This window comes from Buchnera aphidicola (Brevicoryne brassicae) (assembly GCF_005082825.1).
GTDB classification, from domain to species: Bacteria; Pseudomonadota; Gammaproteobacteria; order Enterobacterales; family Enterobacteriaceae; genus Buchnera; species Buchnera aphidicola_AK.
The window spans coordinates 14,189-34,539 of record NZ_CP034882.1 but is presented as its reverse complement, the minus strand read 5'-3'; the positions used below and the strand labels follow the sequence as shown (position 1 = coordinate 34,539).

Sequence of the window (20,351 nt, the reverse complement as noted above, 5' to 3'; positions counted from 1 at the left end):
ACATACATTTTTCATTAAAAAAGTTCATGATGTGCTAAATCATCATTTAGGTGTCTATAAAATAATCTAAAAGATGATTTAACATTAAAACAACATAAAGAATTTTAAAAAAACTAATTTTAAACTAATTTACTATTTTTAATTTTTTCTCTCAATATTTTTGTTGCTTGAACCATGTTTTTTAAAGCTAATACTGTTTCAGTCCAGTTTCGTGTTTTTAAACCACAATCTGGATTCACCCAAATACGTTTAAAGGAAACGTATTTCATAGCTTTTTGTAATAACATAATAATTGAGTCTATACTTGGTATATTTGATGAATGTATGTCATAGACTCCAGGACCAACTTCGTTTGGATATTGAAACTCTTTAAATGATTCTAACAATTCCATATCTGAACGTGCTGTTTCTATTGTAATTACATCAGCATCTAATAAAGCAATGGAATTCATTATGTCATTAAATTCACAATAGCACATATGTGTATGAATTTGTGTAGTATTTTTTACACCAGAAGAGCTTAAAAGAAATGCATCAACAGACCAAGATAAATATTTAGACCAAGAACTTTTTCTTAGTGGTAATCCTTCTCGTAAAGCAGGTTCATCAATTTGAATAATTTCTATTTTTTCTTGTTCTAAATCCAAGACTTCATCACGTAATGCCAAAGCAATTTGTGTAGCAATTTTTTTTAATGAAACATCTTCTCTAGGAAAAGACCAAAGTAAAATAGTAACTGGTCCTGTTAACATTCCTTTAATTGGTTTTTTCGTTAAAGATTGAGCATATTTAGACCATGCTATAGTGATTGGTTTTGGACGACTAATATCACCAATAATAATAGGAGGTTTTACACAACGAGATCCATAACTCTGCACCCATCCGTTATCCGTAAATACAAATCCGTCTAAATGTTCACCAAAATATTCCACCATGTCATTTCTTTCAGCTTCACCATGTACTAAAACGTCTATATCTAATTCTTCTTGTGTTTTTATTACTTTTTTAATATGTTTTTTAATACCTTGTGAATATTCATTTTGATTAATTAATTCGTTTTTAAAATCACGACGTAATTTTCTAATATCAATAGTTTGAGGAAAAGATCCGATAGTAGTTGTAGGTAAAATAGGTAAATCAAATTTTTTATTTTGCTCTTTAGAACGAATTTCATAAGAACTAATACGTTGATATTGATTAATTGTAATATTAGACAAACGTTTTTCTACTTCAATTTTATGCACTCTTTTTGAAGTAATGCGTTTATAGATAGGTAAACACCATTTTTTAATTGAAGAAACATCATTTTTATTCAATGCATCTGATAATAATGATATTTCATTACATTTTTGTACAGCAAAAGAAAACCATTCTTTTACTTCTTTATCTAAATTTTTTTCCTCTTTTAAATCAATTGGTGTATGTAATAAAGAACATGATGAACCAATTAATATTTTTTTACGATTATTTAAAATTTTAGAAATAAATTTAAACCATTTTACAAGATCAGAACGCCAAACATTTCGACCATTAATTACACCTAAAGATAAAATCCATTCTGCCGGTATTTTCAGATTAAAATCAAGTAAATCATATTTTCCAGAAATTAAATCAATATGAATACCTTGAATAGGTAAATTGCGAATAAATTCTATATTATGGTTAATATCATCAAAATATGTAGTAAGTAATATTTTTCTTATTCCATAAAGTTTTTTATAAGCATAAGAATAAGCATCTTGCCATTTTTTTGGCAATTCTAAAACTAAAGCTGGTTCATCAACTTGAACAAAATCAATATTACGATCAGATAATTCTTGTAAAACTTGTTTGTATATTATAATTATATTTTCTAACATATCTAAACGATCAAAATGCTTTTCTTTTACTTTTCCCAACCAAAGATATGTAATAGGACCTAAAAGTATAGGCTTAACTTTATGTCCTAATAATAAAGCTTCATCAACTTCATCTAAAATTTGTTTCCAAGAAAATTTTAAAATCTTGTCTTTATAAAATTCAGGTACAATATAATGATAATTAGTATTAAACCATTTAGTCATTTCTGAAGCAGAAATATCTGGAGAACAACCTCGCGCAATTCGAAATAAACAATTTAAATCAATAGAACTATTAAAAGAATTATGTCTTTCTGGTATATTTCCAAGCATCATACTAGTAGTTAAGACATGATCATACCAAGCAAAATCTCCAACTGGTATATAATCAATTCCAAATTCTTTTTGTCTTTGCCAGTTTTTTTTTCTTATTTCATATCCAATAGATAATAAATTTTCAAGTGAAATATCACCAGACCAATATTTTTCTTGAGCTCTTTTTAATTCACGATTCCAACCTATTCTTGGAAATCCAAGAGTATGATTTAAAATTACCATATTATATATCCTATTATTTGTTTAAATTATTATTTTCATCAATTTATAATTGCTTTATTCAAAATACATAATCTATAATTCTAGCATTACGAAAAATTATCAAGCGTAAATAGTTAATTCTTAATATGAAGAAATCTCATGATTGAAATAAAACACCTTCGAACACTACAAGCACTAAAAAATAGTGGATCATTAAGTGCAGCGGCAATTCAACTTCATCAAACACAATCAGCAATATCTCATCAATGTAAAAAATTAGAAAAAAAATTAGGATTTAAATTGTTTATTCGGAAAAGTCATCCTATAAAATTTACAATTCAAGGTGAAATTTTACTTCAATTATCTGAAGAAATACTACCTAAAATAGAAAAAACAATACAAAAATGCACAGATTCTTATCATACAGTTATTCGATTAGCTATAGAATGTCATAGTTGTATTCAATGGTTAACACCAGCATTAAAAATCTTTCAAAAAAAACTACCAAAGGTAAAAATAGATTTTTATTCTGATATGACGTTTGGCCCGCAACCATTTCTACAGAAAGGAAAATTAGATATTGTACTCACTTCTGAAGTACTACCAAGAAGTAATTTGTTTTATGTACCAATGTTTGATTTTGAAGTACGTTTAATTTTGTCTCCTAATCATCCTCTTGTTTTAAAAAAAAATAAAATTACAGCAAAAGACCTTCAATTTGAAACATTAATGACTTATCCTATTCAAAGAAATAAACTAGATATATGGAAAAATTTTTTAAAACCTGCAGGTATTGTACCTATTTTAAAAAATGTAAATAATACCTTGCTTTTAATACAAATGGTATCTGCGCAAATGGGAATTACAGCGTTACCACATTGGGTAGTAGATAACTTTGAACGTCAGGGTTTAATTGTAACGAGAAAAATAGGTAATGGCATATGGAGACGATTATATGTAGCTATACGTAATGGCGAACAAAAAGAGTTAGTTATAAAAAACTTTGTTCATTCTATACACTTACATGCTTGTACTCATTTAAAATTTATTCGCGGTGTATTACAACCGCAAATTTTTAAAATATTTTAATTTAAAATCAATAAAATAATTAATATTAAAAATAGTTTATATTGACTTTATAATATATTTTTTTTATTTTTTATAAAAATTTCATATAAACATTTTGCAACACCATCATTATCATTACTTTCAATGATTTTTACATTTGGTAATGCATTTTTTAAACGTAAATCAGCGTTTTTCATAATATAAGATTTTCCAGAAACAACAAGCATATCATGATCATTCATTCCATCACCAAAAGAAAAACAATTTTTTAAAGGAATGTTTAATAAACGAGATATTAATTTTAATCCATAACCCTTTGAAGATTTTCCTGAAACTACTTCTAAACAACCAGGAACAGAAAAACTAATATTAACTTTATTATTCCATGATTGAATAATTTTTTTTTCAAGATTATATAATTTATGGAAATTTTTACTAGTGAAAAAAATTTTATTAATTTTATTAAATCGAAAATTTTCAAGATTAAAATTTTTATATTCTAATGATGTAAGAGAAGGACAAAAATTATTATCTATTTTATTATTATTTATATACCATTTATTATTTCGATATATTTGCGTAATAATATCTTTATCTTCATATACTATTTTACAAAGTTTTAAAGCAATATCTTTATCTAAATCATCACTAAAAATTAATTTATTATCTAAATCATAAATTCTAGCGCCATTGGAAGTAATCATAAAAGATTGAATATTTAAAATATCTCTAATTTTTATAACATCTAAATAATGACGACCTGAAGCAATAATAAAAAAATTTTTTTTTGTTAATAAATTTATAATTTTTTTAGTATATTCTGTAATTTTATTTTTTGAAGAAAGTAAAGTACCATCTAAATCTACTGTAATAATTCGACACATAAAACAACCTTAAAAATATAATATATTTTATAATAAATAATATTTTATACAAATATTTTATATTGTAAATTTGTAGTTAAAAATCAATTAATTAAAAAATATTAAACTATTTAATTAATATATTAAAAATATAATTAATTAAAACTATTCAATTAAAAATCTTTTATTTAATATAAATGCATTAATAAAATTTATAAAAAGGTTTTTTATGATGCAAAAAAAAACAAACATAATAATACTTGCAGCTGGAAAAGGAACTAGGATGAAATCTAATTATCCTAAAGTATTACATTTTTTAGGTGGAAAAACAATTTTAGAACATGTTATTCAAACTGCACAATCTATAAAACCAAAAAAAATTATATTAGTACATAGTCATGAAAAGAAACTTATATCATCTAAAATCTACAATAATTCTCTCGAATGGGTAATGCAAAAAAAACCAAAAGGAACAGGACACGCTATAAAATTAGCTGTAAAAAATATACCAGATGATGAGAATGTATTGGTCTTATATGGAGATGTACCTTTTATTTCTACAGAATCAATAAAAAAATTACAAAACTCTAAAAAAAACTCAAAAATCAATCTTTTAACTATGAAAGTAAAAAATCCTGATGGATATGGACGTATTTTACGAAAAAGAGGAAAAGTTATAGGAATAATAGAAGAACTAGATGCAACTCAAAAACAAAAAAATATCAAAGAAATATACTCTGGTGTTTTTATAGCTACTAGTCAAGATTTAAAAAGATGGTTAGGAAAAATTAGTAATAAAAATAAAAAAAAAGAATTTTATGCGACTGATATTATTGCTTTAGCTTGTTTTGAAGGGAAATTTATTCAAACAACACAACCTTTAAAGTATCAAGAAATATTAGGGATAAATAACAAATTAGAATTATCTATTTTAGAGAAAATTCTTCAAAAAGAACAAATTAATAAATTACTAATTGACGGTCTGATACTAAAAGATCCATCTCATTTTATTTTAAGAGGAAAATTAAAACATGGAAAAAATATTGAAATAGATACAGGTGTTGTTTTTGAAGATAATGTTGTTCTTGGCGATGATGTAAAAATCGGAGTTGGATGTATTATTAAAAATAGTATTATTGAGAGCAAAACTAATATTCAAGCATATACAATTATAGAAAATGCTAAAATAGGTAAAAATTGTATTATAGGTCCTTTTGCACACTTACGAACAAATACTATATTAGATAAAAAAACTCAAATAGGTAATTTTGTTGAAATAAAAGATAGTATTATAAAACAAAAATCTAAGATTAAACACTTAAGTTATATTGGAAATTCTGAAATTGGAACCAAAGTTAATATTGGAGCAGGTAGTATTACATGTAATTATGATGGTAATAATAAATTAAAAACTATTATTGGTGATAATGTTTTAGTAGGTTCTAATACAGAATTAATTGCACCTATTAAAATTATAAAAAATACAACTATTGCAGCAGGTACTACTTTAACAAAAGATGTTAATAAACCTTGTTTAGTTTATAACAAAAAAGAACAAAAATACAAAGAAAATTGGATACGTCCTAATAAACTCCATCAAAAATAAAAACTATCATTTTTAATTGAAAAATTTATTGTAAAAAAAATTATTTTAATTAAATCTAAAAAGGATATAAATATGTGTGGTATTGTTGGTGCAGTAACACAACGTAATATTATCAATTTCCTTATAAAAGGTATTAAAAAACTAGAATACAGAGGATATGATTCTTCAGGATTAGCTATAGTAAATCATGAGAATAATATTATTAGAATTCGTTGTGTGGGAAAAGTCAATAAATTGATAACAAAGGTAAATAAAAAAAAAATATTTGGAAATATTGGAATTGCTCATACACGCTGGGCTACACACGGAAGAGTGTCTAAAGAAAACACTCATCCACATATTTCTTCAAATATTATTGTTGTGCATAACGGAATTATTGAAAACAATTCTATATTACGTAATTTTTTAAAAACACGGGGATATATATTCTATTCTGATACTGATACAGAAGTAATTGCACATTTATTACATTGGGAACAAAATAAAACAAAAAATTCTATTAAAAATGTTATACAAAAAACCATGAAAAAATTACATGGTAATTACAGTATGGTTATAATAGATAAAAATAATCCATTAGAATTGATAGCAGTTCGATCTAGAAGTCCGTTAGTTATAGGATTAGGTTCTGAAGAAAATTTCATAGCTTCTGATCAGATAGCATTATTACATATTACAAAACGTTTTATATATTTAGAAGAAGGTGATATTGCTATTATTAAAAAAAAAGAAATTGATATTTTTAATAAATACAACTGTATCATTAATAGACAAGAAATAGTATCTAATATAAAATATGAAACAGTAAATAAAGGGAAATATCGTCATTATATGGAAAAAGAAATATATGAACAACCTAGATCTATTGAAAAAACTTTACAAAATCGTCTAAAAAAAAACAATACAATTAATTTTTTAGAATTAGGGAAAAAAGAAGATATTTTATTTTGTAAAATTGAACACATTCAAATAGTTGCATGTGGAACTTCATATAATGCAGCAATGGTTTCTAGATACTGGTTTGAATCTCTTACTAACATACCTTGTGATGTTGAAATAGCTTCTGAATTTTTTTCAAGAAAACTAGCAGTAAGAAAAAATAGTTTTTTAATTACTTTATCACAATCAGGTGAAACTGCCGATACATTATCAGCATTAAGATATTCTAAAAAACTTAAATATTTAGGTAATTTAACTATATGTAATATGGAAGGATCATCTTTAGTTAAAGAATCAGATTATTACTTATCAACTAAAGCTGGAATAGAAATAGGTGTTGCTTCCACAAAATCTTTTACAACACAATTGACTGTTTTACTTATGTTAGTTGCTAAACTTGCAAATTTACAAAAAAAAAGAAATATTGAAAAAAAAATCGTACAAAGTTTAAATGTTTTACCTACCAGAATTCAAGAAATTTTAAAAAAAAATCCATTAATTAAAAATATGGCAAATCAATTATCTAACAAAAAAAACATATTATTCATTGGAAGAGGTGAGTACTATCCTATTGCAATGGAAGGAGCTTTAAAATTAAAAGAAATTTCTTATATTCATGCTGAAGCTTATCCTGCTGGAGAACTAAAACATGGACCTCTTGCTCTAATTGATAAAAATATACCAGTAATTATTATCGCTCCAAAAAATTCATTATTAGAAAAAATTAAAAAAAATATTAAAGAAATATCTTTAAGAGGCGGGTTGATTTACGTTTTTTCAGATCAAGAATTTGATTATGAAAAAAATGTAAATTGTATTAAGCTTCCATATATAGAAGAATTAATAGCACCTATTTTTTATACCATTCCTCTGCAGTTACTTGCTTATTATATTGCCTTAAGTAAAAAGAAAAATATTGATCAACCAAGACATCTTGCTAAATCAGTTACAGTAGAATAACAATATAAAATAGTTTTATTGTAAATAAAAGAATATTTTTTGAAATAAAAAAGAGTATGAGTTTTTAATTTCAAATAAAGTTGTTCTCATACTCTGTATGAAAAAATTGTTATAAATTGTCCATATCTATACTATAAGATTTATTTCCTAAATTAGGATTCTATAGCTATTTTTAATTTTTTCATTGCATTTTTTTCTAATTGTCGAACGCGTTCTGCAGAAATACCATAATTCCTTGCTAATTTTTGTAAAGTATTTTTTTTATCTTTATCTAACCAACGTGCTTGAATAATATTACGACTACGTTCATCTAATCCTAATAACGCATTATTAAGTTTATTTGCAGCATGTTCTTCCCAGTTATCTGCTTCTACACCATTAGCAAAATTAGACGTTTTGTCTTGTAAATATTGTATAGTATTACTATTTTTTCCATCTATATAGTCATCTTCTGGGAAAGGATTAAAAGTAACATCCTGAACTGACATTCGTGATTCCATTTCTCTTACGTCTTTACTACTAACTCCTAATTCTTTTGCGACTATCTTTATTTCTTCTTCATTAAACCAACCTAATCTTTTTTTTGTTTTTCTCAAATTGAAAAATAATTTTCTTTGAGATTTAGTAGTAGCCACTTTGACGATACGCCAATTTCGTAAAACATACTCATGAATTTCTGATTTGATCCAGTGAACAGCAAAAGAAACTAAACGAACTCCTATTTCAGGATTAAATCTACGTACTGCTTTCATTAAGCCAATATTTCCTTCTTGTATAAGATCAGCTTGAAGCAAACCATATCCTGAATAAGTACGTGAAATATGAATTACAAAACGAAGATGAGATAAAATTAAAGTTTTTGCTGCTTCTAAATCACCATTATAACGCAAACGTTTAGTGAGTAATTTTTCTTCTTTAAGTGATAGCATTGGCCATAAATTAGCGATTCTAATATAAGCATCTAAATTACTTGGTGGTGTCACAGATAAAATCTGTAATTTATTAATCATTTTTATTCCCGCATCAACGAATTATACAAACTAAAATATGAATATGTGGGACATTAGTATGATACTTTAATTAAAAATATAAATCAAAGATTTATCTTGATAATACAAAAAAATATTTTTATTCTTTACTAAAGATAGCATTAATAAATTCTTTACCATTAAACACACCTAAATCTTGTGTTTTTTCACCAATTCCAACGTAACGAATAGGGATTTTAAATTGATTTGCTAATGAAAAAACAACTCCTCCTTTAGCTGTTCCATCTAATTTAGTAATTATAATACCAGTTAAATTTAAGGCTTTATGAAATATTTCTGTTTGTGATATTGTATTTTGTCCATTACAAGCATCAACAGTTAGCACTGTTTCATGTGGTGCAGATGCATCTATTTTTTTTATTACTCTAACAATCTTTTTTAGCTCTTCTATTAAATGTAATTTATTATGTAATCTACCTGCTGTATCAATAATTAAAACATCTACTTTTTTTGCTTTTGCGGATTTTATTGCATCGAATACTACTGCTGCTGGATCTGAATTAAAACTTTGAGCAATTACCGGTATTTTATTTAATTTTCCTAATATTTGTAATTGTTCTATACCTGCAGCTCTAAATGTGTCTCCAGCTGCTAAAATTACAGATTTACCTTCTAATTTATATTTTTGTGCTAATTTAACGACAGTTGTAGTTTTTCCTGTACCGTTAACGCCTACTACTAAAATGACAAAAGGTACACGATTAGATATTTTTAAAGGTTTTTCTACTTTTTGTAAAATATTGTACATATTTTTTTTTAATAAAAAATATACTTTTTCAGGAATACATGAATCTTTATAATTAATTTCCTTAATTAAATTATTAATAATTTGATCTGTAGTATTAACTCCAATATCAGCAAGTAACATTTTTTCTTCTAATTCTTCAAAAAGAATTTTATCAACAGTTGTTGATAAAAAAATATGATTAATACCATCACCAAGAATTTTTTTTGTTTTATTTAAACTTTTCTTTAAACGCGCAAAAAAATTTATTTTCGTATTTTTAATAATTTTTGAATTGTTATTATTTAATATTTCTATTTTTTCGCCTTTAATATCATTTTTTTGAATTAATGAAGTTTTTAAGTTATATAAACTTTGATTAATTTCTAGTGTTTTATTTTCTTTATCAAGTATTGTTTTATTTAATAAATCGTTGTTTTTGTTTTCTGTTTCTTCTTTATTTTCTACGGTTTTTTTTCTTCTTATTGTGGAACTAAACCAAGAAAAAAAACCATTTTTTTTTTCATCTTTCATATTGTTCCTCTTTTACTTTACAAATAAAAACTATTTTTATAAAACATGTAATATCTTTTAAAAAAATATTTATTTACATTATTATTAATATTAAAATAAATTATACCACTAAGATAAATAATATAATAAAATGCATAATTATTTTTTAAAAAAAAACGGAAAAATCTACATTATTTCTGGAAAATTTAAAGGAAGAAAAATATCTTTTAATAGTACTGTCAATTTACGTCCTACTACTAATCAAATAAGAGAGACGCTATTTGAATGGTTATCTAAATACATAAAAAATTCTCGATGTCTTGATTGTTTTGCAGGTAGTGGTGCGCTAGGAATTGAAGCTATATCTCGTTATGCTGCATTTTCAACTTTTCTAGAAATAAAAAAAAAAACAATAATTGATCTTAAAAAAAATATTAAAAAATTAAATATACATAATGTAGAAATTATACATACAAATACTTTAAGTTGGCTTAAAAAAAACGGTAAACCATATGATATAATATTTATTGATCCACCTTATTATCAAGGATTGATTGAATCAACTCTTAATTTATTAGAAAATAATAAATGGATTAAAAACAACTCTCTTATTTATATCGAAAAAGAAAAACAAAAACCTCTTATAATACCCCAAAATTGGATTTTGCATAAAAAAAAAATTACAAACCATATTGAATGCTATCTTTATTTTTTTAACATATCAAATTTATAATATATATCAAAATATTTAATAATACATATTAATTTAAATCAATTTAAAAAGGTAAAATATTTATGAAAATTTTAATTTGTCAAAATACAACACTTGATTTATTTTGTAAAAATCCTATTCAAATTTTAGAAACATCTAATAACGGTGCTGTAACAATTTTAAAAAACAATACTCCTATTTTTTATGCAGTAACTCCTTTTTTTTTAAAAAAAATATTTGATCTCGAATATGACTCTGTATATAAAAATGTGAAAAAACAAAATATAAATAAAAAATTTTCTATGCATTCTCAATGGATACCTGATAAAGATTTTATTCATCAAGCTGCATTATGGGGTATCATGTTAAATAAAGAAGTATCAAAATCTGAACTGGCTGCTTTTATTTCATATTGGGAAGTAGAAGGTTGTTTTTTTCATCATATACAATGGCAACAAAAATTAGCTAGAAGCTTACAAAAAAGTAGATCAATTAATAATTTTCAACAAAAAAAAAGAGATGTTACCTATATACCAACACCAGATCAAACTATACCAAATGGATTTAGAGGTAAATAATGACATTTCATACTGAATTCTTTAAACGTCTTAAACGTCTCATGCCAAATAATATTAAACCAAAATTTGATAATGATGAAGATTTATTAGCCTGGAATCAAGAACAAGGTAGATTATCTTCTGAATCTATATTACGCGAAAATAAAGCCATGAGAATGCAACGTGTCTTAGGAAGATCAGGTATCCGAGAATTATATATGAATTGTTCATTTGATAATTATAAAATTCAACATGATGGTCAAAAAAGGGTATTAAAAGCATCAAAAAGATATGCAGAAGAATTTAATCAAAACATAGCTAGTTTTATTTTTTCAGGAAAACCAGGAACGGGAAAAAATCATTTGGCATCAGCTATAGGAAATTATTTAATTTTACATGGAAAAAGTATTTTACTCGTTACTGTAGCTGATTTAATGTCAAATATGAAAGGTACATTTAGTGGTGCTAGTAATGTTACTGAAGAAAGTTTATTAAATAATCTTAGTAGCGTTGATTTACTAATGATTGACGAAATTGGTATGCAAACTGAATCTCGTTATGAAAAGGTAATTATTAATCAAATAGTTGATAGAAGATCATCGTCTAAACGATCGACTGGAATGTTGTCGAATTTAGATCATAATGGAATGAAAAATTTATTAGGTGAAAGAGTAATTGATAGGATGCGCTTAGGTAATAGTTTATGGTTAACTTTTGAATGGGATAGTTATAGACAATATGTCAAAGGAAATGAATATTAATAAATTTAATATAATTCTAAAAAATTTCTATTTAACTCTACAAACATATTGACCAGATCGAGTATCTACTTTTACTAATGAACCAATTTGAATAAATAATGGTACTTTTACAATAGCCCCTGTACTTAAAGTAGCTAATTTAGTAACATTAGTATTAATAGTATCACCTTTTAAAGTGGATTCTGTATTCGTCACTTTAAGTTCTACAAAATTTTTAGGTGTAATTGAAATTGGCTGATTATTCCATAAAATAACAATACATGGATCTTGTTCTAATAACCATTTTTTATTAGAACCAACAATTTTTTTTTCAACTGATAATTCTTCAAAGGTATTTTTATTTATAAAATACCAAAAACGACTATCATTATATAAATAATGAATTTTATATTCTACAATATCAGCTATTGCTAAAGAGTCTGTGGACTTAAAAGTTTTTTCTATAAGTTGCTTTGTTGAAAATTTTCTTAATTTGACACGAACAAAAGCCTGTCCTTTTCCAGGTTTAACAAACTCACTAGATTCTATTAAATAAGGTTCGTTTTCAAATATAATTTTACAACCTGAACGAAAATTATTGCTATGATATACTCTCATATAAACCTCTATTGTTGTAAAATATATAAAAATGAAAACAACAAAAAATGTAATCAGAAAAAAAGACAACTGGTTACATGAACTATTTAATTCTATTACCCAACCGAGAGAATTATTAAAAATTCTTAATTTAGAAAGTTATATTCAATATTCTGAATTAAAAAAAAATAAAATATTTCCATTTCGCGTACCATATTCTTTTGTTTTAAGAATGAAAAAAGGTGATCCAAACGATCCACTTTTTTTGCAAGTAATGACTAATAATCAAGAATTTTTAAATTTTTCAGGATATATCAAGGATCCTATAAAAGAAATAAATCACATCATTTTACCTGGATTACTACATAAATACAATGATCGAGTTTTATTGATTGTAAAAACAAACTGTGCTATTAATTGTAGATATTGTTTTAGAAAATATTTTCCGTACGAAAAAAATCAAGGAAAAAAAGACAATTGGATTCAAGCACTTGAATATATAAAAAATAATAAAAAACTAAATGAAGTTATTTTATCAGGTGGAGATCCATTAATGGCTAAAGATCATGAATTATCATGGCTTATTAAATCATTATCTAAAATCAATCATATAAAAAGATTAAGAATACATACTAGATTGCCTATTGTTATACCTAATCGCATTACTTCTAATCTTTGTCAAATATTTTGCAAATCACTAAAAAAAATTGTTTTAGTAACTCATATCAATCATCCACAAGAAATAAATAAAGAATTAAGTGAAAGATTTTTAAAATTAAAAAACTCGGGTGTAACTTTACTAAACCAAAGTGTTTTATTAAAAAATATTAATGATAATCCTATTATTTTAGCAAAATTAAGTGCTCTCTTATTTGAAAATAATATTCTTCCATATTACTTACATATTTTAGATAAAGTTAATGGTACAATGCATTTTTCAGTTTCAATTAGACAAGCAAAATCTATTATGAAAAATCTAATGAAAATGATATCTGGTTATCTAGTACCTAAATTAGTTTGTGATACTGGTTCAAAACATAATAAATTAATTATTGTTTAAATACGATGATAAAAAAAACTTTCCTCAGAATCATTAAATCTGAGGAAAGAAATAATTCAAATAATCTTAATAAGATAAAACGAATAAACTTACATCATTCCACCCATTCCACCCATTCCACCTGCAGGAGAAGGGCTAGAATCAGAAGATTTATCTTCTTTTGGTAGATCAGTAACCATACATTCGGTTGTTATCATTAAACCAGCTACTGAGGCTGCATATTGTAAGGCAGAACGTGTAACTTTAGTAGGATCTAATATACCAAAATCTATCATATCACCATATTCATCAGTGGCTGCATTATAACCGTAATTACCTTTCCCGTCTTTTACATTGTTAGTAACTACTGAAGGTTCTTCACCTGAATTTGACACAATTTGACGTAATGGAGCTTCCATTGCACGTAAAGCAACTCGAATACCTACATTTTGATCTTCATTTTGACCACGTAAATTAGATATTTTTCCTGCTACTCGAACTAATGCGACACCACCACCAGCAACTACACCTTCTTCTACTGCTGCACGAGTTGCATGTAATGCGTCTTCAACACGAGCTTTTTTCTCTTTCATTTCCACTTCTGTCGCTGCACCTACTTTAAGTACTGCAACTCCTCCTGATAATTTGGCTAAACGCTCATTTAATTTTTCTTTATCATAATCAGAAGTAGCTTCTTGAATTTCTTGACGAATTTGACTAATACGACTTTGAATTGCGTGTTTTTCTCCAATGCCGCCAATTATAGTTGTCGTATCTTTACTAATAACAACACGCTTTGCTTGACCCAAATCTTCTAAAGTAGATTTTTCTAGTTCCATTGCTAATTCTTCGGAAATAACAGAACCACCAGTAAGAATAGAAATATCTTGTAGCATTGCTTTACGACGATCTCCAAATCCAGGAGCTTTTACTGCAGCTACTTTTACAATTCCTCTCATAGAATTAACTACTAATGTAGCTAAGGCTTCACCTTCTAAGTCTTCTGAAATAATTAATAATGGTTTTCCTGATTTTGCAACAGATTCTAGTATCGGTAACATCTCACGAACATTAGAAATTTTTTTATCTGCCATTAAAATATAAGGATTTTCTAATTCAACAACACCTGTTTCTGGTTTATTGATAAAGTAAGGAGATAAATAACCTCGATCAAATTGCATACCTTTAACAACTTCTAATTCGTTTTGTAGACCTGTACCTTCTTCTACTGTAATCACTCCATCATTACCAACTTTTTCCATTGCTTCTGCAATTAATGCTCCAACTTTCTCGTCTGCATTTGCAGAAATAGTTCCAACTTGTGTAATAGCTTTAGAATCAGAACATGGTACAGATAAATTTTTTAATTCTTCTACTGCACTAATAACAGCTTTATCAATTCCACGTTTAAGATCCATGGGATTCATTCCAGCTGCTACTGCTTTTAGACCTTCGTTTACTATAGATTGTGCTAATAATGTTGCTGTTGTTGTTCCATCTCCTGCTGCATCGTTCGCTTTTGATGCAACTTCTTTTACCATTTGAGCTCCCATGTTCTCAAATTTATCTTCTAATTCGATTTCACGGGCTACTGATACACCATCTTTAGTGATACTAGGTGCTCCAAAAGATTTATCTAGAACAACATTTCTACCTTTTGGTCCTAAAGTCACTTTAACTGCATCAGCTAAAACATTAACTCCACGAAGCATTTTAATTCGGGCTTCGTTACCAAATTTTACATCTTTAGCAGCCATTTTTACATTCCCTTAAATAATTTTTTAATGGATATAGCGTATAGTTTACTTAGTTTACTTTACTTAGTTTACTATTCAACAATTGCTAAAATGTCACTTTCAGTTAAAATTAATAATTCTTCGTTATCAATTTTTTCTGTTTTTGCACCATAGCCTTCATTAAAAATAACAACATCACCTACTTTTACATCTAATGGCTTGATTTCTCCATTATCTAAAACACGACCTTTACCAACAGCTGTCACCGTTCCTCTAGTAGATTTTCCTGCAGCAGAACCCGTAAGAACAATACCACCAGCAGATTTAGATTCAACTTCTTTACGTTTAACAAGCACACGATCATGCAACGGACGAATTTTCATATAAGAACACTCCTGTGAATAATCTTGCTTAATTATTTTATAATTTATTATCTTGAAATAATTAAAAATGTTTTCTTATTTTAAATATATGGATCTTTATTAAAACTTTCAAGGGTCAACATTATTTTTTTATATTTTTATTAAAAATTTTTTTAATTTTTAAAAACAATAAATAATTATTAGACAAATAAAAAAACATTGACAATGTTTCATATTTGATGATTTAATGTAATTTTACAGATAAGCCCGGATAGCTCAGTCGGTAGAGCAGGGGACTGAAAATCCCCGTGTCGGTGGTTCAATTCCGCCTCCGGGCATATTATAACCAAAATTATTTTCCGATACAAAAACTAGAAAAAATATGATTCAATAAATCATCAGAACTGAACTTACCTGTAATCTCCCCTAAAAATCTATTTATTAAACTAAGCGATTCAGCCAAAAACTCAATATTATTGAATAATAACCAATTTTTTTTAGCAACTAAAAATTCATTATATGCCAAATCAATCTGATTAATATGACGTCTACGAGCAATAAAAACACCTTCCTTACTGCTATTTTTTTCAACTTTTACAATATAATTACGTAATGTATCGATACCTTGACCTGTATATGCAGAAACACTAATACAAGATAAACCATCTATTTCTTCAATTCCAAAGTTATCTTTCACTAAATCGTTTTTATTTAAAACAAAAGTCACTATTATATTATCAGAAATTTTTTTAATAAAATCGTTGCATATTTTTTTTTGTTTTAATTTACTCATGGTTTTATCAATAACAAAAAGAATATGATCAGATTTTTTAATCACATCCCACGCCCGTGTAATTCCAATGCGTTCTATTTTGTTATTTGTTTCGCGTAAACCAGCAGTATCAATTAATTTACATGAAACACCATTAATATTTACATATTCATAAAGAAGATCTCGTGTAGTACCAGGAATATTAGTTACTATAGCTCTATCACGGCATGATAAAATATTCAATAAACTAGATTTTCCTGCATTTGGTAAACCAACAATTGCTATTTTTTTTCCTTCTCTTAATAAATTTCCTTCTGAGATAGTTTTTTTAATTTTTTTAAATTTATTATTTAATTCTCTAAATTTCTTATTAATTAATATTTCAAGATTAATATTAATTTCATCTTCTGAAAAATCTATACTAGATTCTAAACTCACACGAAATTCAATAAGTACTTTTATTAATTTTTCAATAGAAAGAGAAAAACCTCCTTCCAATGAATTTAATGATGCGCGAGCAGATAATTCCGTTTCTGAATTAATTAAATCATCTATAGCCTCCGCTTGAATTAAATCTATTTTCCCATTTAGAAACGCACGTTCAGAAAATTCTCCTGGTTTAGCCATTCTAGTGTATTTAACAGAAATGATTCTCTTAATTAATAAATCCATGATTAATGGGCTACCATGTCCTTGTAATTCTAATACATCTTCACCTGTTAGTGAATAAGGAGCAGGAAACCATAAAGAAATGCCTTTATCTAGTATTTGATTATTTTCATCTAAAAAGTTTGAATAAGTAGCAAATCTTGCTCGAGGAATTTTACCTAAAATTTCTATAGCAATTGTTTTCGCTTGAAAACCAGATACTCTTAATATTCCAACAGCACTCTTTCCGGGACAAGTCACTTGTGCGACAATAGTTTCATTATGAATCATACAGTATTTTCTTAATGTAAATATTAAAAAACTAAAAACTCACATCTTTTATAACGTTTAAAAATGTCTTCACATACCATTTCATATTTGATTTAACTTAGAAAAAATAAATTTTTGTTGTATAATTGTAACTGTATTACTAACAATGTAATATAAAACTAATCCTGCAGGAAACCATAAAAAAAAGACTGTAAAAATAACAGGCATAAAATTCATAATCTTCTTTTGAATAGGATCGGTAATATTATTATTAGATGATATCTGTTGCATAATAAACATTGTCAAACCCATTATTATAGGCAATATATAATATGGATCTTGACTAGACAAATCATTAATCCATAAAAAAAACGGAGCATGACGTAATTCTACTGAACTAATAAGCATATAATAAAGAGATAAAAAAATTGGCATCTGAATAAAAATAGGTAAAAAACCACTTAATGGATTTATTTTTTCTTTTTTATATAAAAATATTATTTCTTGACTAATACGTTTTTTATCATTTTTAAATTTTTCTTTTATTTCTTTAATTCTAGGTTGTAAAGCACGCATTTTTATCATAGATACATATTGTGCTTTTGTTAAAGGATAAGTTATCGCTTTCATGATGAAAGTAATTACAACAACAGAAAATCCCCAATTTCCTATAATTTTATGCAAGATAGTTAACAATTGAAACAATGGTTGTGATAAAAACCAAAGCCAACCGTAATCTACTGTTAAATCTAAATTTGGTGCTACCAATTTCATTTCTTTTTGTATTTCAGGACCAATCCATAATTTTGATTTCAAGACATATCTTGAATGAGGTAAAACATTAATTGGAGGAGATTTATAACCAATTGCAGCAATGTTATTATCTAAATTAGATGTATATATTGTATTATCGCCTATAGTAGTATCACTAGGAATCCATGCAACAGCAAAGTACTGTTGTAACATTGCAATCCATCCATTCTTAGTAAGAATATGTAAATTTTTATTATGAGAAATAGAATTAAATTCATATTTTTCATATTTATTATCAACACTTGAATAAGCAGCACCACGAAAAGTTTGAAGAGCAAAATTTTTACTATAAAGATTACGTTTTTCAGGTAAATTTATTGTTTGTTTTATCTGTCCAAACATATTCATTTCTAATGCGTTTTTAGTGGTATTATAAATATCATATTCTATTTCAATATCATATCTTTTAGGTTTAAGAATGAAAATTTTTGTATAAATTACGCCATTTTTATCAATCCATTTTATTGGTACACGTAATTCCTTTTTGTTATCTTCTAATTCAAAAAAATTTTTTTTTGAAGTATATAGTGGCCTAATATTATTTGAACTATCTGGTCCATCTTTTCCGATTAATCCACTTTGAGCTTGATAAATAAAATCAGATGTAGTTTCAAGTAATTTTAAAGGTTTAGATGAATTTAGTCGATCTTTATATACAAGTAAATTAGCTTCTTCTATATCTCCTCCATACATATTTACCACTAAACTAATTACGTCATTTTTTATAAAAATTTGGTTTTTATGTTTCTGTGGTCTAATAAAATTCAATAGTGAATCTGTTTTTTCATTTGTCTTATTACTTAAAAATGATTGATTTTGCCACGCCTGCCAAAGTAAAAAAGAAACAAATAAAAAAGCAAAAATAAAAAAATTACGTTGTACTTCCATAATATAGTATTCACTTTTATATTTAATATTTAAAGGTAAATAATTATATCTATTTTTTTAAAGAATATTACCGCAATTAAAATACAGTTGTTAAAATAATATTTTTAATTACGCTAAAATAACACAATATTAAAATGATATATGTAAATTAGACTAATTTAAAAACACTTTAACTTTACTTATTTTAAAATAAGTTTAATCAATTTTGAAAAATTATCGACGATAACTCAACCATAAAATCTTTAACATATCTATTATTTTTTTGTTAGTTAAATAAAGAACATTTTTTTTTGTTATAACTATGTAATCCATTAAAACTAACTGATGTTGTAATAAACGAAAAGTTTCTCTAATTAGTCGCTTAATTAAATTTCTATCATGAGAATATTTAATGTTTTTACGGGAGATACTCAAACCTAATCTAGGATATTCTAATAAATTAAAACGTCCTAAAATGATGATTTCTCCAGTAGTTTTTTTATAAGATTTTTTAAAAACATTTTGAAAACTTATAGAATTTGACAATCGTAATTGTTTTTCAAAAAAATAATTAAGCACAGTATATAACCTGCTATTTGCTAGAAACAGTTAAACGTGTTCTTAATTTAGCACGTCTGCGTGATAAAATATAACGACCATTTTTTGTTGACATACGAATTCTAAATCCATGTGAACGATTACGTTTTAATATTGACGGTTGGAAAGTTCGTTTCATTTTAATATTTACCTGAGAATTTATTATTAAATATAATTTATAAAATTTATTTTTGATTAAAAATAATTATTCTAAATAATATAGTCAATTAACTTTATTTACATTGTTAATTATAGAAGTGATTTGTAAAAAATTACAAACGAAAAAACTTTCTAAATTAACTTATCTAAAAAAAATATTTTTAATGTTTTATTCTGGTATGATAACTATGTTTTCATTTATAAGTTGAAAATAATAGTACATCTAAAAATCACTTCTTTAGATAAATAAAATATCTCAACAATATATTACATCCTTTTCGTTATACTCACCAATCTTAGATTGTATAACTTTTAATATAAAAAAATATAATTTTATATAAATTTTTCACATAAAATTATATATATCAAAATAAATGTAATAAAA

General features: G+C 25.6%; 18 protein-coding genes and 1 tRNA gene. 8 read left to right on the top strand and 11 right to left on the bottom strand.

Translation table 11 applies throughout. The features are described from left to right. Positions 1 to 119: 119 nt before the first annotated feature. Positions 120 to 2,396, bottom strand: a complete 2,277-nt coding sequence (metE, locus tag D9V66_RS00155; RefSeq protein ID WP_158365433.1) for a 5-methyltetrahydropteroyltriglutamate--homocysteine S-methyltransferase — start codon at positions 2,394 to 2,396, stop codon at positions 120 to 122. Positions 2,397 to 2,534: 138 nt separating this feature from the next. On the opposite strand from metE, the gene metR reads away from it, so the two are divergent. Next, positions 2,535 to 3,464 carry an HTH-type transcriptional regulator MetR gene (gene metR, locus D9V66_RS00150; protein ID WP_158365431.1) on the top strand — a complete coding sequence of 310 codons (930 nt, stop codon included), beginning with the start codon at positions 2,535 to 2,537 and terminating at the stop codon, positions 3,462 to 3,464. Positions 3,465 to 3,511: 47 nt separating this feature from the next. Here the strand turns inward: metR and D9V66_RS00145 are convergent, their stop codons facing one another. Next, entirely contained in the window at positions 3,512 to 4,327 is an 816-nt protein-coding gene (locus D9V66_RS00145) for a Cof-type HAD-IIB family hydrolase (RefSeq protein ID WP_158365429.1), read from the bottom strand. A gap of 208 nt (positions 4,328 to 4,535) precedes the next feature. Here D9V66_RS00145 and glmU point away from each other — a divergent pair, with 208 nt between their 5' ends. Together glmU and glmS are read left to right on the top strand one after the other, a co-directional pair. After that, positions 4,536 to 5,912: a bifunctional UDP-N-acetylglucosamine diphosphorylase/glucosamine-1-phosphate N-acetyltransferase GlmU gene (glmU, locus tag D9V66_RS00140; protein WP_158365427.1), complete on the top strand. Its 1,377-nt coding sequence runs from the start codon at positions 4,536 to 4,538 to the stop codon at positions 5,910 to 5,912. A 72-nt stretch (positions 5,913 to 5,984) separates the two neighbouring features. Further along, positions 5,985 to 7,811, top strand: coding sequence for a glutamine--fructose-6-phosphate transaminase (isomerizing) (gene glmS, locus D9V66_RS00135; RefSeq protein WP_158365425.1), 1,827 nt, complete (start codon positions 5,985 to 5,987; stop codon positions 7,809 to 7,811). A 152-nt stretch (positions 7,812 to 7,963) separates the two neighbouring features. On the opposite strand, the gene rpoH is transcribed toward glmS, so the two are convergent. Both rpoH and ftsY read right to left on the bottom strand, forming a co-directional pair. Beyond that, complete coding sequence (gene rpoH, locus D9V66_RS00130) at positions 7,964 to 8,821, bottom strand: RNA polymerase sigma factor RpoH (RefSeq protein ID WP_158365423.1); 858 nt, start codon at positions 8,819 to 8,821, stop codon at positions 7,964 to 7,966. A 118-nt stretch (positions 8,822 to 8,939) separates the two neighbouring features. Beyond that, entirely contained in the window at positions 8,940 to 10,118 is a 1,179-nt protein-coding gene (ftsY, locus tag D9V66_RS00125) for a signal recognition particle-docking protein FtsY (RefSeq protein ID WP_158365421.1), read from the bottom strand. A gap of 130 nt (positions 10,119 to 10,248) precedes the next feature. Between ftsY and rsmD the strand changes: the two genes are divergently transcribed. From rsmD to dnaC, 3 genes are all read left to right on the top strand, one after another. Next, the gene (gene rsmD / locus D9V66_RS00120) at positions 10,249 to 10,830 is read left to right on the top strand and encodes a 16S rRNA (guanine(966)-N(2))-methyltransferase RsmD (protein ID WP_158365419.1); all 582 of its coding nucleotides are present in this window, start codon (positions 10,249 to 10,251) and stop codon (positions 10,828 to 10,830) included. Positions 10,831 to 10,892: 62 nt separating this feature from the next. Further along, positions 10,893 to 11,387, top strand: coding sequence for a primosomal protein DnaT (gene dnaT / locus D9V66_RS00115; protein WP_158365417.1), 495 nt, complete (start codon positions 10,893 to 10,895; stop codon positions 11,385 to 11,387). Further along, positions 11,387 to 12,127 carry a DNA replication protein DnaC gene (gene dnaC, locus D9V66_RS00110; protein ID WP_158365415.1) on the top strand — a complete coding sequence of 247 codons (741 nt, stop codon included), beginning with the start codon at positions 11,387 to 11,389 and terminating at the stop codon, positions 12,125 to 12,127. Before dnaT ends, dnaC begins: the two co-directional genes overlap by 1 nt. A 27-nt stretch (positions 12,128 to 12,154) precedes the next feature. On the opposite strand, the gene efp is transcribed toward dnaC, so the two are convergent. Next, a complete protein-coding gene (efp, locus tag D9V66_RS00105; RefSeq protein WP_158365413.1) occupies positions 12,155 to 12,724 on the bottom strand; it encodes an elongation factor P in 570 nt (189 codons plus the stop codon). A 31-nt stretch (positions 12,725 to 12,755) separates the two neighbouring features. Between efp and epmB the strand changes: the two genes are divergently transcribed. Next, entirely contained in the window at positions 12,756 to 13,763 is a 1,008-nt protein-coding gene (gene epmB, locus D9V66_RS00100; RefSeq protein ID WP_158365411.1) for an EF-P beta-lysylation protein EpmB, read from the top strand. 89 nt (positions 13,764 to 13,852) lie between these two features. Here the strand turns inward: epmB and groL are convergent, their stop codons facing one another. Further along, positions 13,853 to 15,499, bottom strand: a complete 1,647-nt coding sequence (groL, locus tag D9V66_RS00095) for a chaperonin GroEL (protein ID WP_158365409.1) — start codon at positions 15,497 to 15,499, stop codon at positions 13,853 to 13,855. Between the two features lie 71 nt (positions 15,500 to 15,570). Beyond that, positions 15,571 to 15,861, bottom strand: coding sequence for a co-chaperone GroES (locus D9V66_RS00090; RefSeq protein ID WP_158365407.1), 291 nt, complete (start codon positions 15,859 to 15,861; stop codon positions 15,571 to 15,573). A 244-nt stretch (positions 15,862 to 16,105) separates the two neighbouring features. Here D9V66_RS00090 and D9V66_RS00085 point away from each other — a divergent pair. Next, positions 16,106 to 16,178, top strand: a tRNA-Phe gene (locus D9V66_RS00085). Between the two features lie 14 nt (positions 16,179 to 16,192). Here D9V66_RS00085 and mnmE read toward each other — a convergent pair. The 4 genes from mnmE to rpmH form a co-directional block, all read right to left on the bottom strand. Beyond that, positions 16,193 to 17,551 (bottom strand): tRNA uridine-5-carboxymethylaminomethyl(34) synthesis GTPase MnmE, encoded by a 1,359-nt coding sequence (gene mnmE, locus D9V66_RS00080; RefSeq protein ID WP_158365405.1) that lies wholly within the window; start codon positions 17,549 to 17,551, stop codon positions 16,193 to 16,195. An 81-nt stretch (positions 17,552 to 17,632) separates the two neighbouring features. After that, positions 17,633 to 19,231, bottom strand: a complete 1,599-nt coding sequence (gene yidC, locus D9V66_RS00075) for a membrane protein insertase YidC (RefSeq protein ID WP_158365403.1) — start codon at positions 19,229 to 19,231, stop codon at positions 17,633 to 17,635. 213 nt (positions 19,232 to 19,444) lie between these two features. Then, on the bottom strand, positions 19,445 to 19,789 hold the full coding sequence (gene rnpA, locus D9V66_RS00070) for a ribonuclease P protein component (RefSeq protein WP_158365401.1): 345 nt from the start codon (positions 19,787 to 19,789) through the stop codon (positions 19,445 to 19,447). Positions 19,790 to 19,802: 13 nt separating this feature from the next. Further along, the gene (gene rpmH / locus D9V66_RS00065) at positions 19,803 to 19,946 is read right to left on the bottom strand and encodes a 50S ribosomal protein L34 (RefSeq protein ID WP_158337881.1); all 144 of its coding nucleotides are present in this window, start codon (positions 19,944 to 19,946) and stop codon (positions 19,803 to 19,805) included. Between the last annotated feature and the right edge of the window lie 405 nt (positions 19,947 to 20,351).

Bases quoted from the DNA above. Each gene is read 5' to 3' on its own strand.
- metE (WP_158365433.1), bottom strand. From the start codon at position 2,396: ATGGTAATTTTAAATCATACTCTTGGATTTCCAAGAATAGGTTGGAAT.
- metR (WP_158365431.1), top strand. From the start codon at position 2,535: ATGATTGAAATAAAACACCTTCGAACACTACAAGCACTAAAAAATAGT.
- D9V66_RS00145 (WP_158365429.1), bottom strand. From the start codon at position 4,327: ATGTGTCGAATTATTACAGTAGATTTAGATGGTACTTTACTTTCTTCA.
- glmU (WP_158365427.1), top strand. From the start codon at position 4,536: ATGATGCAAAAAAAAACAAACATAATAATACTTGCAGCTGGAAAAGGA.
- glmS (WP_158365425.1), top strand. From the start codon at position 5,985: ATGTGTGGTATTGTTGGTGCAGTAACACAACGTAATATTATCAATTTC.
- rpoH (WP_158365423.1), bottom strand. From the start codon at position 8,821: ATGATTAATAAATTACAGATTTTATCTGTGACACCACCAAGTAATTTA.
- ftsY (WP_158365421.1), bottom strand. From the start codon at position 10,118: ATGAAAGATGAAAAAAAAAATGGTTTTTTTTCTTGGTTTAGTTCCACA.
- rsmD (WP_158365419.1), top strand. From the start codon at position 10,249: ATGCATAATTATTTTTTAAAAAAAAACGGAAAAATCTACATTATTTCT.
- dnaT (WP_158365417.1), top strand. From the start codon at position 10,893: ATGAAAATTTTAATTTGTCAAAATACAACACTTGATTTATTTTGTAAA.
- dnaC (WP_158365415.1), top strand. From the start codon at position 11,387: ATGACATTTCATACTGAATTCTTTAAACGTCTTAAACGTCTCATGCCA.
- efp (WP_158365413.1), bottom strand. From the start codon at position 12,724: ATGAGAGTATATCATAGCAATAATTTTCGTTCAGGTTGTAAAATTATA.
- epmB (WP_158365411.1), top strand. From the start codon at position 12,756: ATGAAAACAACAAAAAATGTAATCAGAAAAAAAGACAACTGGTTACAT.
- groL (WP_158365409.1), bottom strand. From the start codon at position 15,499: ATGGCTGCTAAAGATGTAAAATTTGGTAACGAAGCCCGAATTAAAATG.
- D9V66_RS00090 (WP_158365407.1), bottom strand. From the start codon at position 15,861: ATGAAAATTCGTCCGTTGCATGATCGTGTGCTTGTTAAACGTAAAGAA.
- mnmE (WP_158365405.1), bottom strand. From the start codon at position 17,551: ATGATTCATAATGAAACTATTGTCGCACAAGTGACTTGTCCCGGAAAG.
- yidC (WP_158365403.1), bottom strand. From the start codon at position 19,231: ATGGAAGTACAACGTAATTTTTTTATTTTTGCTTTTTTATTTGTTTCT.
- rpmH (WP_158337881.1), bottom strand. From the start codon at position 19,946: ATGAAACGAACTTTCCAACCGTCAATATTAAAACGTAATCGTTCACAT.